We start from the raw sequence: 13,725 nt of genomic DNA, 5'->3' as shown, positions 1-13,725 counted from the left end.
CGTGCCTGTTTCGGCGCCGCTGCCAAATACCCGCACAACTGCTGCCCGGCCGATGCAACACCAACATGCCTCCGCCACTCCCAGGGGGGCGTCCCCAAGTCGATTCCATCGCCGAAAACCCCACTCGGGGGTGCGGTCGGTCGAGGTGTGGATGGTGGCGGGGGTTGTGGACAGCGAAGGTGCGTGTGCGGCTTTCGATTGCTGAATGTCGAGACTCGGCTGCACGGAAGCCCAACTTGGGACGCGTATGTGAGGCTCAGAACGCGGATGGCCGACTTCGCGAACGTTCGAGGTGAACGCTCAAGCAGCGACGACCGCGGTCAACTTGGCTTGGTACCAGTCCGGCATGTGCGCTTCGTCCCGGGGGAACTCGTGTTGTTCGGTGGCGACGTCGTGGTCACCGAGGGGGGCGCGGAAGGCCGGTTCGACGGTGTTGTTGTACTGGATGCTGAACTGCTCGGGACCGTCCAGCACGTAGCGGGCGGCGAACCAGGTGCCCTCCCCGTCCCGGTACATGCCGCCCCGCAGGTCCTGGAAGCGGTGCCAGGTCTCGGCCGGCGGGTTCCACACCTCGGTCTCGCCCGACTCGCCGGTCAGCCCGGTCCGCACGTCGATGTGCGCGCCGACCTGGCGGTATTCGATGGCCAGTTGCTGCCAGCCTTCCGGGAGCGCGGCGAGCACGGTGCTCGTCAGCTGCTCCAGCGTGGCGCGCTGCTGCTCATCGTCGAGAGACGGCCAGGCGGCCATGACGCATCGGTCCCCTCATGATCGAACTACTGTCCGAAGTGACCATATCGCTCCATTGGTGTAACCGCAGCGTTTTCATCGTGAGCTTTGTGACGTTTAGTGAGGGTCCCGAGGTTTGACCAGGCCGGACTCGTAGGCCAGCACCACCAGCTGCGCGCGGTCCCGTGCGGCGATCTTGGTCATGATGCGGCTGACGTGCGTGCGCGCGGTCGCCGTGGAGATCACCAGTTGCTCGGCGATCTCGTCGTTCGACAACCCGCCCGCGACCAGCGCCAGCACCTCCCGCTCCCGCTCGGTGATCTCCCGGATCGCCCCGGTGTCCACCCGGCGGTGTTCCGGTCGCCCGACGAACTCGGCGATCAGGCGCCGGGTCACCGTGGGGGCCAGCAGCGCCTCGCCGGAGGCGATCACCCGCAGGGCCCGCAGCAGTTCCACCGGTTCGGTGTCCTTCAGCAGGAACCCGCTCGCCCCGGACCGCAGCGCCTCGTAGACGTACTCGTCCTCGTCGAAGGTGGTCAGCACGAGCACCTTCACCCCGGCCAGCTCGGGGTTCGCGGTGATCCGGCGGGTGGCCTCCAGCCCGTCCGTGCCGGGCATGCGGACGTCCATCACCACGACGTCCGGCCGCTGCGCCGCGGCCAGTTCGACCGCCTCGGCCCCGTTGCCCGCCTCCCCGCAGACCTCGAAGCCGTCCTCGGTTTCCAGCAGCACCCGGAACCCGGCGCGCACCAGCGCCTGGTCGTCGGCCAGCACCACCCGGATCGTCATGCGCCGTCCTTCCCGTTCACCGGCAACCGCAGCCGGACCTCGAACCCGCCACCGGCCACCGGGCCCGCCTCGACGCTGCCGCCGAGCGCGTCGGCGCGCTCGCGCATGCCACGCAGGCCGTTGCCCAGCCGCGGCGGGGTGGCGCCCATGCCGTCGTCGCGCACGCGCAGCTCCAGCCCACCGCCGGGCCGCCCGAAATGTATGTCCACACTGGACGCTTGAGTGGCGTGCCGGACCACGTTGGTCAGCGACTCCTGCAGGATGCGGTAGGCGGCGCCGTCGGTGGGCGCGGGCAGCTCACCCGGACGGCCGTGCACGCGCACGGTCAGCCCGGCGGCCCTGGCGTGGTCGAGCAGCTCGTCCATCTGCGCCAGCCCCTGCACCGGCCCGCGTTCCTGACCCGAGCGCAGCACGGCCAGCGTGGCCCGCAGGTCCACCAGCGCGGACGCGCTCGCCTCCTTGATGTTGAGCAGCGCCTCCTTCGCCTGCTCCGGCCGCCGGTCGGCGACGTGCACGGCGACCCCGGCCTGCACGTTGATCATCGCGAGGCTGTGCGCGACCACGTCGTGCACCTCGCGGGCGATGCGCAGCCGTTCCTGCTCGGCCAGCCGCTGCTCGTGCTCCCGCGCCTGGTCCTGCGCGGCGCGCGTGGCCACCCGGCGCGCGCGGATCGCCGCGCCGACGCCGACCATCGCCACCGCGGCCCCGGCCAGCGCGCCGGAGGCGGGCGTCGGCAGCCAGTCGCCGGTGGACACCACGTGCGCCGCGTACATCGCGACCAGCAGCGTGCCGCCCGCGATCGCACCCGGCAGCACACCGCGGAGCACGGTCAACACGAAGAGCGAGATCGCCGAGGCCACGCTGACCGGCCCGCCGGGGTAATCGGTCCAGTAGTAGGTGAACGCCAGCGCGGAGCAGACGGCGAAGGCGGCGTACGGGAAGCGGCGCACGAGCAGCAGCGGCAGCACGGCGGCGACCAGCCAGCCGTAGCCGAGTGCGTCCAGCTGGCGGAACGGCTCGGCCGCCGGATCCCACCGGGCCTGCCACCGCGAGGCGCCGGAGGTGAAGCCCACCACGAACACCGTGACCAGCCCGGTGAGCAGCAGATCGCCCCATCCCGGACCGCGTGTTCGACTCCCCGTGACCACCCTTGAAAACTACGGCACCGGATGGACCAGCACGTCCGTTCAAAAGCGGCTGTTGGATTACGACGGGTGCCTTACGCGCGCAGCTTCGCCGCCGTCTCCTCGTTCGCCGGGGTGTACCAGGTGATCCGGCCCCGGCGAGCTGCGCGACCTCCTCGTGGCGCAGCCCGGGCGTGCGACGGCGGGGGTCGTGCGGCAGGCACCCTGACCCCCGCCGGGCTGACCACCGTGCAGCAGACGTCGACGGCGCTGGGCGTGGCCGCGTTCGGCACCCTGTTCGCCGCCGCGGCCGAGCCGTCCGCACTCGGCACGGGAAATGCGTTGGTGCTGATCATGACGATTCAGGTGCTCACTTCGGCGGCATTGTCCATTTTTTCGACTAAATTGCCGGGCCCGCGGTGGTAAAAGCTATTCCCGCCATTCCGAGTGCTGGCGGAGCAGGGCGTCCCAAAGCAATTTCACCGCCGGTGAGGACTCCCCGCGGCGGGCGAAGGCGCCGACGAGCACTTCCAGCCGCGGGTCCACGTCGTTGACCACCGGCACGACGCGCAGGCCGCCGCCCTCGGGGATCCGCCCGTCGGTGGCGGCCTCGCCGATGCCGCGGGTGACCAGCATGCAGCCGCGCACCAGCCCGGAGTGCAGCAGTTCGAACCCGTAGTTCAGCGTGTCGATCTCCGCGGCCACGTCCAGCTTTTCCCGGTAGCCCTGGCCGAACCAGCCACGCAGGATCTCCGCGATCAACCCGGTCGCGGAGATGACCAGCGGCAGCGTGTGCAGTTCCTTCGCGTGCAGCACCGGGCCGGGGAGCTGGGCCTCCGGCAGGTTGGTGATCACCGAGAGCCCGCTGCGGCGCCACTCCAGCACCTGGCACCCGGCGAGTTCGTCGCCGCCGGAGGTGACCACGCTGCCGCACACCACGTCGGCGCGCTTGTCGGCCAGCGCGGGCAGCAGGTCCTTGGTGCGCAGGTGCAGGAACCGCAGGTCCACGCCGAGGCGCGTGAGCTCGCCGGCGATCTGCTCGCTGACGTCGGTGACAAAACCGAGGGTGAACCGGGTGGTGCCGACGGTCAGCGTCTCGCCGGTGCGGCGGCGGCCCTCGTCGATTTCGTCGAGCCAGTCGGTGAGCGTGCGCCGGGCGCGTTCCACCATCGCCTTGCCGGTTTCGGTGAACAGCACGTCCTGCCCGCGGCCCTGCTTGACCACCAGCGGCTCACCGCAGAGCTCGCCGAAGTTGCGGTTGAGCGTGTCGAGCTGCTTCTGGATGCTGGACTGGGCGCGGCCGAGCGCCCGGGCCGCACCCAGCGCCGTACCGGTGTCACGGACCGCGATCAGCGTGCGCAGCTGATCCATCGTGGTGTCCAGCAATGTTTGCGGGCTCTGGAGCAACCGGCTCATATCCCGGAGTGTAGACCGGCCGAAACTGATCCCGGCACCACTTGAACAAATCTCAAAATTACTTCCGACAATTGCTTCTCAACGCCGCCCGCGGCGTGCCAGTATTTCGCCACCGCCAGCTGGTTGCCCGCGAACAACCGGTGTGCGCGCGCCGCGAAGGGGGTTCGTGAGCGGTCAGGGTTCCTCCGGCCACTCACGGGGCAGAGCGGGGCGCAGGTCGGGCCGGGTCGCCGCGTAGCGGTAGGCCCGGTCCTTGGCGGTCCACGGCACCGGGCGGGAGATGATCAGCACCCGGCGGGCCCGGCGCAGCTCGCCGGGTGTCTGCAACTGCCGCAGATCGTTGCCGAGCACCTCGGCGAAGGCGGTCGCCGCGGTGTCCTCGTCCACGAACAGGTCCGTGTACAGCGACTCCAGGATCGCCTCCGGTGGTTCGGGCGCCTCCAGCCGCCGGCGGTACTCGGCCCAGAACTCGTCGGTGTGCGCCGGGTCGAGCGCCCGCCGGATCTCCACCGTCACCGGATACGCGTCCAGCAGGTCGAGCAGGGCGAAGCCGTAGAGCAGCCGGGCGTAGCCGGTCAGGTAGGGCTCTTCGAGCAGCTCACGCGCCCATTCGTGGGCGACCTCGTCGGCGCTGATCTCTTCCCCGCGCGCCAGCCACACCCCGTCTTCGCAGGTCACCTCCCGATCGGCGAGCCAGCTCCGCACGCGTTCGACCACGTCCATGCCGCCAGGGTGCCCACGGGACGGGAGTTCTCACGCGAAGACGTCGGAGTTCCGTGCCACCGGACGACGATGGGGTGGTGAACGAACCCAGGGTGCAGCGGGACCCGGCGTTCGCGCTGCTCGAGCTGTACGACGCGGCGTTGCCGGAGGTCTACGGCTACCTCCTGGCCAGGTGCGGGGACCGGGTGGTCGCCGAGGAGCTGACCTCGGAGACCTTCTCGGCGCGGTCCGCACCTGCCGCAAGGCGGGTGCTGTGCCCGCGAAGAACGCGGGCTGCGCCTGGTGCACGACGAACAACCCGAAACCGTCGACCCGTGGGACGCCGAACTCGACGGGCTGCGGGCGCGGGAGGTGCTCGCTTCGCTCGGCGCCCTCCGCGGTGCCCCGAGCCCGTCGACCCGGACCCGCGATTCGCCGACGAACTGCGCGACCGGTTGCGCCGCGCGGTGCTGAACGGAGGAGAGATGACCACGACAACCGCCGTGACCCGGAGCGAGGTCCGCGCGCTGACCCCGTACCTGGTGGTGACCGACGCCCGGCGGGCGCTGGACTTCTACCTCGACGCGTTCGGCGCGACCCGGCGAGCCGATCCGCTCGTGATGGACGACGGGGTCGGGCACGCCGAACTGGCCATCGGCGACTCCGTGTTGTTCCTCGCCGAGGAGTTCCCCGAGCTGGGCAACGTGGTCGCGCCGGAAGGCGGTGCGCTGATCCGGGTGGAGGTGGCGGACGTGCACACCTCGGTGAACCGCGCGGTCGAGCTGGGCGCCGAGCTGCTGCGCCCGGCCGAGGACCACGGTTACGGGCTGACCGGACACCTGAAGGACCCGTTCGGCCAGCGCCAGCTGGTCGCCCGGGCGGCGGCGCGGCCGTTCGAGGACGCCCGGCGGTCCGGCACGGGCACGCCCGGTACTTCACCTTCCAGGTGCCCGACGACGCCGCCAAGGCGTTCTACGGCTCGGTGCTCGGCTGGCAGTTCAGCCCGGGCAGCGTCGAGCACGGCTGGCGGATCGAGGGCAACGGGTTGCCGGGCGGGCTGTGGGGCGGTGACCGCCGGGTCGGCTGGAAGCTGATGTACGCGGTGGACGACCTGGCGGCCGCGATGGACCGGGTCCGCGCGGCGGGCGGTCGCGTGCTCGACGGGCCGAAGCGGGAACCGTACGGCCTGACCGCCGACTGCGCCGACGATCAGGGGGTCGAATTCTGGCTCCGGGAAGCATGATCCAGCGCCGCGCAGCGGCTCCGTTGAAGGTGGTGGTGGGCTAGCGGCCGACGGCGTATCCCTGCATGCCGCGGGGGTTCGCCGCCGCGCGCAGGACGCCGTTTTCGCTGGACACCGCGGAAAGCCGCCCCAGGCCCCATTCGCCGCCGTCGAGGACCCGGTGGCCCCACGCCCGCAGCTGGTCCACAGTGGACTGACCCAGTCGTGACTCCACCACGATCTCGCGCGGGGTCCACGCCCGCGGGTAGAACGAGCTGGGGAAGGCGTTGGTGTGCCACGCCGGGGCGTCGATGCTCTCCTGCAGGTTCAGCCCGCCGACGGTGTGCGCCAGCCAGAAGCACAGCTGCCACTGGTCCTGCTGGTCGCCGCCCGGGGTGCCGAAGGCGAGCCGCGGCACGCCGTCGCGCAGCGCCATCGACGGCGACAGGGTGATGCGCGGGCGCTTGCGCGGCGCCAGCGAGTTCGGCAGGCCCTGTTCCAGCCAGAACATCTGCCCCCGCGAGTCGAGGCAGAAGCCGAGTTCGGGGATCGCCGGGCTGGACTGCAGCCAGCCGCCGGACGGGGTGGCCGAGACCAGGCTGCCGAACCGGTCGGCGACGTCGATGTGCACGGTGTCGCCGCGGGTGTCGCCGGTCGGCATGACCGTCGGCTCGCCGACCGCGCCGGCGGCGGCGGTCGCGTCCCGCAGCGAGTCGAGGATCTTCGGCAGCTTCGGCGTGCGGCCGCCGGGTGACCCCGGGCGCAGCTCGCCGCTGGCCTCGTCGCCGATCAGTTCGCGGCGCTGGGCGGCGTATTCGCGGGACAGCAGGTCGTCCAGCGGGACGTCCGTGTCGCCGTACCAGGCTTCCCGGTCGGCGAAGGCCAGCTTCGCCGCCTCGACGGCCAGGTGCACCGTGCGCGCGGTCGGCTTGCCATCCACATAGGACAATTCGTCCCGCAGGCCGTCCAGCAGCAGCACCTGCTGCGCCAGCGCGGGCCCCTGGGTCCAGCCGCCGGGCTTGACCAGGCTCCACCCGTCGAGGTCGACCACCACGGCGTCTTCGTAGGTCGCTTCCCAGTTCGCCAGGTCGTCGCCGGTGAGCAGGCCGGCGTGGTCGCGGCCCGAGTCGTCGCGGAAGCGGTGGCGGGAGAACGCGTCGACCGCCTCCGCGACGAACCCCTGCGACCAGGCGCGGCGGGCGGCGTCGATCTGCGCCTCCCGGCCGCTGACCGCCTCGGCTTCTTCGAGCAGCCGCGTCCAGGTGCGGGCCAGCGTCGGGTTGCGGTGCACGCCCTTGGCCGACTTGCCGTCCGGCAGCCAGATCTCCGCCGACGTCGGCCAGTGGTCGGTGAACAGCTCGGCCACCAGGTCGATCGTCGCGCTGACGCGGTCGACCAGCGGAACCCCGTGCTCGGCGTAGGAGATCGCGTAACCGAGGACCTCACGCAGGGACTTGGTGCCGTGGTCGCGCAGGAGCAGCAGCCAGCCGTCCCAGGCGCCGGGCACCGTGGCGGCCAGCAGCCCGCTGCCGGGGATCAGGTCGAGGCCCAGTTCGGCGAAGTGCTCCGGGGTGGCGGCCGCCGGCGACGGTCCCTGCGCGGCGAGCAGGCGCGGCGTCGGGTCGTCCGCCCTGGTGAACAGCGCCGGGACCTGCCCGGCCGGGCCGCAGAGGTGCGGTTCGGCGACCTGCAGCACGAAGCCGGCCGCGACCGCCGCGTCGAAGGCGTTGCCGCCGCTTTCGAGCACCGCCATGCCGGTGGCCGAGCCGAGCCAGTGTGTCGACGCCACCATGCCGTGTGTGCCGGTCAGCTCCGGCCGAGTCGTGAACACGATTCCGATAGTACGCGTTGCTAACGGTTTTGCTGAGCCCCGATCAGGCCCGCGGCGATGCCCTTCGCCGCCTCGACCGCGTCCGGCACCAGGTCCAGCGAACCGGCCACGGTCGCGCCTTCGAGCAGGATCAGCAACGCCCCAGCCAGTTCCTCCGGATCCGGCAACCCGGCTCGCTCGGCGAGTTCGCGCAGGTAGTCACGCAACCAGCGCTTCTGCTCGGCGATCGCGTGCCGGCCGGGGTGGTCGCCGTCGGGCAGTTCGGCGTGTGCGTTGACGAAGGCGCAGCCACGCGGGTTCATCGCCCGCATCCACCGGTCCAGCGCGTCGAAGACCAGCAGCAGGCCGTCGACCGGCGCCGCGTCGCCGACCACGGCGCGCACGTGTGCCCGCCAGCGCTCGTCCCGGCGCCGCAGGTAGTGGCCGATCAACGCGTCCTTCGAGCCGAACCGGTCGTACAGCGTCTTCTTGGTGACCCCGGCCTCACCCGCGATCAGGTCCACGCCGACCGCGTGGATGCCCCTGGCGTAGAAGAGCCTGCCTGCCACTTCGAGCACCCGCTCGGCCGCCGGGGTCAGTTCCTTCGCCGCCATCGTTTGACAGTACACCGATCTGTCTACTCTACTCGCACGAGTAAACCGTTCTGTTTAGTCAGGAGGCCCCGTGCGCACCGGATTCGTGCTGATGTGGAGTTCCGGCTTCGTCGGGGCCGCGCTCGCCGCCGGCACCGCGAGCAGCGGCACCACCCTGCTGTGGCGGTGCCTGCTCGCCGCGGTGCTGATCGGCGGCTGGTGGCTGCTCTTCCGGCGGCGCGCGCTGAGCTTCGCCGAGGTCCGGCTGCAGGTGGTGATCGGCCTGCTCTCCCAGTGCGCCTACCTGGCGGGCATCTTCTGGGCGGTCGGCATCGGCGTGCCGTCGGGCACGGCGGCGCTGATCGCCGCGCTGCAGCCGATCGTGGCCACCGTGCTCGGCCAGTTCGTGCTGGACGAACGCGCGTCGGGCGGGCAGTGGGCCGGGCTGGTGCTCGGCCTCGGCGGGGTGGCGCTGGTGGTCGGCGGTGACCTCTCCGGCGGCGGCGCGCCCGCGCTCGCCTACGCCCTGCCGGGGCTTTCGATGCTCGGCCTGGTCGCCGGCACACTGGTCGAACGCCGCGCCCGGGTCCGCACGCCGCTGGTGGACAGCCTGGCGATCCAGTGCACCACCAGCGCGGTGGTGTTCACCGCGCTGGCCGCCGCCACCGGGCAGCTGGTGCTGCCGTCGAGCGGTTCGTTCTGGCTCGCCATCGCCTGGCTGGTGCTGCTGTCCACCTTCGGCGGTTACGGCTTCTACTGGCTCAACCTGCGGCGCAGCTCGGTGGCCTCGGTGTCCGGCCTGCTCTACCTGACCCCGCCGACCACCATGCTGGCCGCGTTCCTCCTCTTCGACGAGACGCTGGACGCGCGCGGCCTGCTCGGCGTCGCGGTCTGCGCGGTCGCGGTGTTCCTGGTGCTCAGGAAACCGCGGTCTTCGGAAAAAGCGCCTCCCGAGCCCGGCCGATGCCCTGCCAGCTGAGCCCGGCGTCGAGCACCTTCCGCGGTTCGAGCAGGTTGCGGGTGTCCACCACGGCGTCGCCCGCCATCAGCTCGGCCAGGTACACCCAGTCCAGCCTGCGGAACTCGGCCCATTCGGTGAGCACCACCACCGCGTCCGCGCCCTTGGCCACCTGGTACGGGTCGTCCACCACGACCATGCCGGGCAGTTCACCGCCGACGGCCGGGTCGTAGGCGGTCAGCTCGGCGCCGTGCGCGGCGAGCACCGAGGCCACCGCCAGCGCGGGCGAATCCCGCAGGTCGTTCGTCCCGGCCTTGAAGGCCAGCCCGAGCAGGCCGATCCGGGCACCGGCCAGCGAACCGCCGACGGCACCGGCGATCTTGGCGATGATCCGGTCGCGCTGGGCCACGTTCTCGTCGATCGCCGCGCGCAGCAGGCCGAAGTCGAAGTCGGCGGCCTCGGCGATGCGGGTCAGCGCGTGGGTGTCCTTCGGCAGGCAGGAGCCGCCCCAGCCGGGGCCGGGCTTGAGGAACGAGCGGCCGATGCGCCGGTCGTGCCCCATGCCCTCGGTGACCGCCTCGATGTCGGCACCCAGCCGCTCGCACAGTTCGGCGATCGCGTTGACGTAGGAGAGCTTGGTGGCCAGGAAGCAGTTGGCCGCGTACTTGACCAGCTCGGCGCTGGCCGCGTCGGTGACCACGCTCGGCGCGGCCAGCTCGGCGTAGAGCCCGGCCACCCAGTGCGCCGCGGCCGGGTCGTCCGAGCCGACCACGATGCGGTCGGGGTGCAGGAAGTCGGCCACCGCGGTGCCCTCGCGGAGGAACTCCGGATTGGACACCACCGGCACGTCCGCGCGGCCGAGCAGTTCGCGGATCCGCCGCGAGGTGCCCACCGGCACGGTCGACTTGGTGATCAGCGCGCACCCGGCGGGCAGGACGGCACCGATCTCGGCGGTCACCGCCTCCACCGCCCGCAGGTCGGCCGAACCGCCCGCGCCCATCGGCGTCGGCACGCACAGGAAGACGGCGTCGGCCGCGGCGGCCGCGGGCCGCGCGCCCACCACGAAGGACAGGCGCCCGCTGGTCAGCCCGCGGCCGACCAGTTCGGCCAGGCCGGGTTCGAGGATGTCCACCCGGCCGGCGGCCAGCCGGGCCACCTTCGCCTCGTCCACGTCGACGCAGGTCACCTGGTGACCGAGCGACGCCAGGCAGGCGCCCGTGGTCAGTCCTACGTATCCGGTCCCCACCACCACGATCCGAGCTGGACTCATGCTGGTGAAGGTGACAGCCGGAGTTGACCGCGAAACCAACAGCAGCGAACGCACCCGCGTACTGCTGCGGACGGGTCGGCTCGACCGCTGCGAACGAGCGTTAACCTGATGGGGTACTGAGCCAGGAAGGACACAGCGAACCATGCAGATCACCGACACCGCGGCCGTAGTCACCGGGGGCGCGTCCGGGCTCGGCGGCGCCACCGCCAAGGCGCTGGCCGCCGGGGGCGCGAAGGTCTTCGCGCTCGACCTCGCCCCGTCCATCGAGAAGGCGGACCAGGTCGACGGCATCACCTACGTCGAGGCCGACGTGACCCAGCCGGAGCAGGTCCGGGCCGCGGTGGGGCGGGCCGCCGACTCCGGTGTGCCGCTGCGCGTGGTGGTGAACTGCGCCGGCATCGGGCCGTCCGCGCGCATCCTGTCCAAGAAGGGGCCGCACGACCTCGACCTGTTCCGCAAGGTCGTCGAGATCAACCTGATCGGCACGTTCAACGTGGTCACCGTGGCCGCCGAGGCGATCGCCAAGACCGAACCGCTGGCCGACGACGCCCGCGGCGTGATCATCAACACCGCGTCGGTGGCCGCGTTCGACGGGCAGATCGGGCAGGCCGCCTACGCCGCGTCGAAGGGCGGGGTGGTCGGGCTGAACCTCTCGGCCGCGCGTGACCTGGCCTCGCAGGGCATCCGGGTGATGACCATCGCGCCGGGCGTCATCGACACCCCGATGCTGGCCACGGTCAGCGAGGAGTTCCGCGCCGGGCTGGCCGCCGGGGTGCCGTTCCCGAAGCGCCTCGGGCAGCCGGAGGAGTACGCCAAGCTGGCGCTGTCGATCATCGACCACGACTACCTCAACGGCGAGGTCATCCGGATGGACGGCTCGCTGCGGATGGCTCCCCGCTAAAGGTCGCCCATGAAAGGCACGTTCTGCGCTTCGTCGCTCATCCAGCGGCGGAGCGTGAACGTGGCCAGCACGTCGTCCTCGTTGTAGCGCAGGATGCGTTCGGCCTGCTCCGGGCGCGGTTCGTCACCGTCCATGCCGACCGCGTCGCGGTACCAGCGCATCGAAGCCTCCCCGCTGGCCTCCGGGTCGCGCCAGCTGAACCCGGCCACCGGCGCGATCACCTTGAGCCCCTTGCCGTGCGAGCAGAGGAACTGGTCGGAGACCAGCTGGAACAGGTCCACCCACTGCTCGGAATCCACAAAGGACTGGATGGCCGAGCGCGGCGGGATGCCGTCCTGCCCGGCGAAGCGCTTGGCCGTGCCGAACAGCCAGCGGTTCTCGGCGAGCGCGTTGTAGCAGTAGGCGCGGAAGGTCAGCCCGGCCTTCTCGGCGCGCTCCCGGACTTCGGTGAGCCAGCCCCAGAACTCGGCGAACGAACGCGCCTCGTCGTCGGTGGGCAGCGGCTCCCAGGTGGCGAACGCGTGATAGCCCTGGCGCACCCCGACGTCGGCGCCGGAGAGCAGACAACCCCACAGGTAGGCGCCGGAATCGCCGAAGCTCTCCATGTCCACGTCGACCTCGACGTCGGCCCGCGGCACCTCGACCCGGTCCACCTTGCGCACCACGTTGAGATCGGCCAGCCAGGCCCTGGCCAGCATCACCGAGTTGCCGAAGGACTCCCCGGTCAGCGGCACCGGCGGTCCATCGGCCGGGTCCAGCGCGGCCAGCTTGTCCACAGTGGACACCCCGGCGCGGCGCAGCTCCACGCCGTCCTCCCCGCGCACCACCAGGCTGACGTCCCTGGCCGCGAGCAGCTGGTCACCGCAGATCGGCCACCACGGGCAGTGGCGGCACTCGAGCACGCGCGACGGCTGCGCGAGCGCCTCCTGGCCGGTGGCGGCCGCCTTGGCCACGGCGAGCCGATCGGCGAAGCGGGCGTCGTACTCGTCCAGCGCCCCACGGCCACCGGGCCAGGTCGGCGCGTTGAGGTCGTGCCAGAGCACCACGTCCGCGTCCAGCCCGATCACCCCGCCGAGCGCCCGCGGATCGGCCAGGCCCTGCTTCTGCAGCATCCGGCGGATGTGCGCCAGGCGCAGCTGGTCCCGCGGGTGCGAGCGGACCTTGCGCGCCGGGTCGGGGGTGGCGTTGTCCGGGTCGAGATCGGTGAGGCCGGTGGTCATCGCGCCCTCACCGCGATCGGTGATGCGGTGGCGCACCACCAGCACCGGCACGTACCCCGAAGCCGTGCGCACCAGCACCTCGACCCCGCCGCGGCGGCCGCCGTCGGGGTCCACCGGCAGCAGCGCACCCCAGATGAACGGCGCGCGGGTGGCCAGCGCGGATTCGGTCAGCGCGGCCCGGTCCGGCACCGGCAGCTCACGCGGCACGCTGGCCCAGCCCTCGCCGGTGGCCGCGATCAGCCGCCGGGCGATCTCGTCGCGGTGGGCGGCGGCGTCGGCGATCCGCTGCGCGGCGGACGGGTCCTGCGGGGCGCGCGGCACCTCGCGCACGGTCGGGTCGTGGTCGAGGTGCACCCGGCGACGGCAGCGGGTGACCGCTCCCGCGTCCAGCAACACCTCGTTCTCCATCCCCCCACTCTAGGTCGCGGGTACGACAGAAGATCACCGCCCACCTGGTGCGTGCCGAGGTGCTCCGGCCGGGGCAGGGCAGTAAGTTCTCGGTGGACACGGGAAGGTGGCGAGCGATGGGCCGCAGGAAGATCAAGGAAGAGGCCGAGGGCCTGTTCACCCCGAAGAAGGCCCGCAACGCCCTCGCAGTGGCGAAGGTGGTCGGGCCCGCGGTGCTCCCCGTGGTGGCGCCGTTCGCCGTGCGCGCCGCCGGGGCCGCCAGGGACGCCTACGACCGGTACCAGGCCCGCAAGCTCGGCGTCGACGTCGGCAGGCTCGGCGAGTTCACCGGCCGGGGCGCGCGGCTGCACGCGCGCATCGCCGGGGTCGGCGAGGGCCTGGACGACCTGCGTTCCGCCGCCAACGCCTCCCCGGAGGACACCAGGTTCGCCGACCGCGCCGCCGGCACGCTGCACCAGCTGGCCGCCTCGGTGCGGGCCGCGGAACGCATGCCGGCCGCCCGGCGCCGGGCCGCCCACCGGGCCGTCGCCGGCGAACTGGACCACCTGGAAGGCCAGCTGCTGCACCGCCTGGGCATCTGACCCGG

13 protein-coding genes and 2 pseudogenes are annotated in these 13,725 nt (G+C 72.0%); 6 read left to right on the top strand and 9 right to left on the bottom strand.

The window, feature by feature from the left end:
- Positions 1-300: 300 nt before the first annotated feature.
- From AC07EG_RS20210 to AC07EG_RS20200, 3 genes are all read right to left on the bottom strand, one after another.
- Positions 301-747, bottom strand: coding sequence for a hypothetical protein (locus AC07EG_RS20210; protein ID WP_478254647.1), 447 nt, complete (start codon positions 745-747; stop codon positions 301-303).
- A gap of 96 nt (positions 748-843) precedes the next feature.
- Complete coding sequence (locus AC07EG_RS20205) at positions 844-1,515, bottom strand: response regulator (RefSeq protein ID WP_478254646.1); 672 nt, start codon at positions 1,513-1,515, stop codon at positions 844-846.
- Positions 1,512-2,663, bottom strand: a complete 1,152-nt coding sequence (locus AC07EG_RS20200) for a sensor histidine kinase (RefSeq protein WP_478254645.1) — start codon at positions 2,661-2,663, stop codon at positions 1,512-1,514. The genes AC07EG_RS20205 and AC07EG_RS20200 overlap by 4 nt, the downstream gene beginning before the upstream one ends.
- 66 nt (positions 2,664-2,729) lie before the next feature.
- Between AC07EG_RS20200 and AC07EG_RS20195 the strand changes: the two genes are divergently transcribed.
- Positions 2,730-3,065, top strand: a complete 336-nt coding sequence (locus AC07EG_RS20195) for a hypothetical protein (RefSeq protein WP_478254644.1) — start codon at positions 2,730-2,732, stop codon at positions 3,063-3,065.
- Positions 3,066-3,068: 3 nt separating this feature from the next.
- Here the strand turns inward: AC07EG_RS20195 and AC07EG_RS20190 are convergent, their stop codons facing one another.
- Positions 3,069-4,055: a LysR family transcriptional regulator gene (locus AC07EG_RS20190; RefSeq protein ID WP_478254643.1), complete on the bottom strand. Its 987-nt coding sequence runs from the start codon at positions 4,053-4,055 to the stop codon at positions 3,069-3,071.
- Between the two features lie 174 nt (positions 4,056-4,229).
- Positions 4,230-4,778, bottom strand: coding sequence for a hypothetical protein (locus tag AC07EG_RS20185; RefSeq protein WP_478254642.1), 549 nt, complete (start codon positions 4,776-4,778; stop codon positions 4,230-4,232).
- Between the two features lie 77 nt (positions 4,779-4,855).
- Between AC07EG_RS20185 and AC07EG_RS20180 the strand changes: the two are divergent.
- Both AC07EG_RS20180 and AC07EG_RS20175 read left to right on the top strand, forming a co-directional pair.
- Positions 4,856-5,150, top strand: a pseudogene (locus tag AC07EG_RS20180) (RNA polymerase subunit sigma-24); the annotation flags it as partial.
- Positions 5,093-6,000, top strand: a pseudogene (locus AC07EG_RS20175) (VOC family protein). The pseudogenes AC07EG_RS20180 and AC07EG_RS20175, both read left to right, overlap by 58 nt.
- Positions 6,001-6,040: 40 nt before the next feature.
- On the opposite strand, the gene AC07EG_RS20170 reads toward AC07EG_RS20175, so the two are convergent.
- Positions 6,041-7,810 carry a gamma-glutamyltransferase family protein gene (locus AC07EG_RS20170; RefSeq protein WP_478254641.1) on the bottom strand — a complete coding sequence of 590 codons (1,770 nt, stop codon included), beginning with the start codon at positions 7,808-7,810 and terminating at the stop codon, positions 6,041-6,043.
- Between the two features lie 20 nt (positions 7,811-7,830).
- A complete protein-coding gene (locus AC07EG_RS20165) occupies positions 7,831-8,403 on the bottom strand; it encodes a TetR/AcrR family transcriptional regulator (protein WP_478254640.1) in 573 nt (190 codons plus the stop codon).
- Positions 8,404-8,473: 70 nt separating this feature from the next.
- Here AC07EG_RS20165 and AC07EG_RS20160 point away from each other — a divergent pair, with 70 nt between their 5' ends.
- A complete protein-coding gene (locus tag AC07EG_RS20160) occupies positions 8,474-9,361 on the top strand; it encodes a DMT family transporter (RefSeq protein WP_478254639.1) in 888 nt (295 codons plus the stop codon).
- Here AC07EG_RS20160 and AC07EG_RS20155 read toward each other — a convergent pair.
- Positions 9,300-10,610, bottom strand: a complete 1,311-nt coding sequence (locus tag AC07EG_RS20155) for a UDP-glucose dehydrogenase family protein (RefSeq protein WP_478254638.1) — start codon at positions 10,608-10,610, stop codon at positions 9,300-9,302. The two genes, AC07EG_RS20160 and AC07EG_RS20155, sit on opposite strands and share 62 nt — an antisense overlap.
- Before the next feature lie 142 nt (positions 10,611-10,752).
- On the opposite strand from AC07EG_RS20155, the gene AC07EG_RS20150 reads away from it, so the two are divergent.
- Complete coding sequence (locus AC07EG_RS20150; protein WP_478254637.1) at positions 10,753-11,511, top strand: SDR family NAD(P)-dependent oxidoreductase; 759 nt, start codon at positions 10,753-10,755, stop codon at positions 11,509-11,511.
- Here the strand turns inward: AC07EG_RS20150 and AC07EG_RS20145 are convergent.
- Complete coding sequence (locus AC07EG_RS20145) at positions 11,508-13,139, bottom strand: TM0106 family RecB-like putative nuclease (RefSeq protein ID WP_478254636.1); 1,632 nt, start codon at positions 13,137-13,139, stop codon at positions 11,508-11,510. The two genes, AC07EG_RS20150 and AC07EG_RS20145, sit on opposite strands and share 4 nt — an antisense overlap.
- Positions 13,140-13,255: 116 nt before the next feature.
- Here AC07EG_RS20145 and AC07EG_RS20140 point away from each other — a divergent pair, with 116 nt between their 5' ends.
- The gene (locus AC07EG_RS20140; protein WP_478254635.1) at positions 13,256-13,720 is read left to right on the top strand and encodes a DUF6474 family protein; all 465 of its coding nucleotides are present in this window, start codon (positions 13,256-13,258) and stop codon (positions 13,718-13,720) included.
- Positions 13,721-13,725: the final 5 nt, after the last annotated feature.

The sequence above is a fragment of the Amycolatopsis sp. NPDC045836 genome, assembly GCF_056431745.1.
The sequence above is the reverse complement of the archived record's forward strand: the minus strand, read 5'-3'. Positions and strand labels throughout refer to the sequence as shown.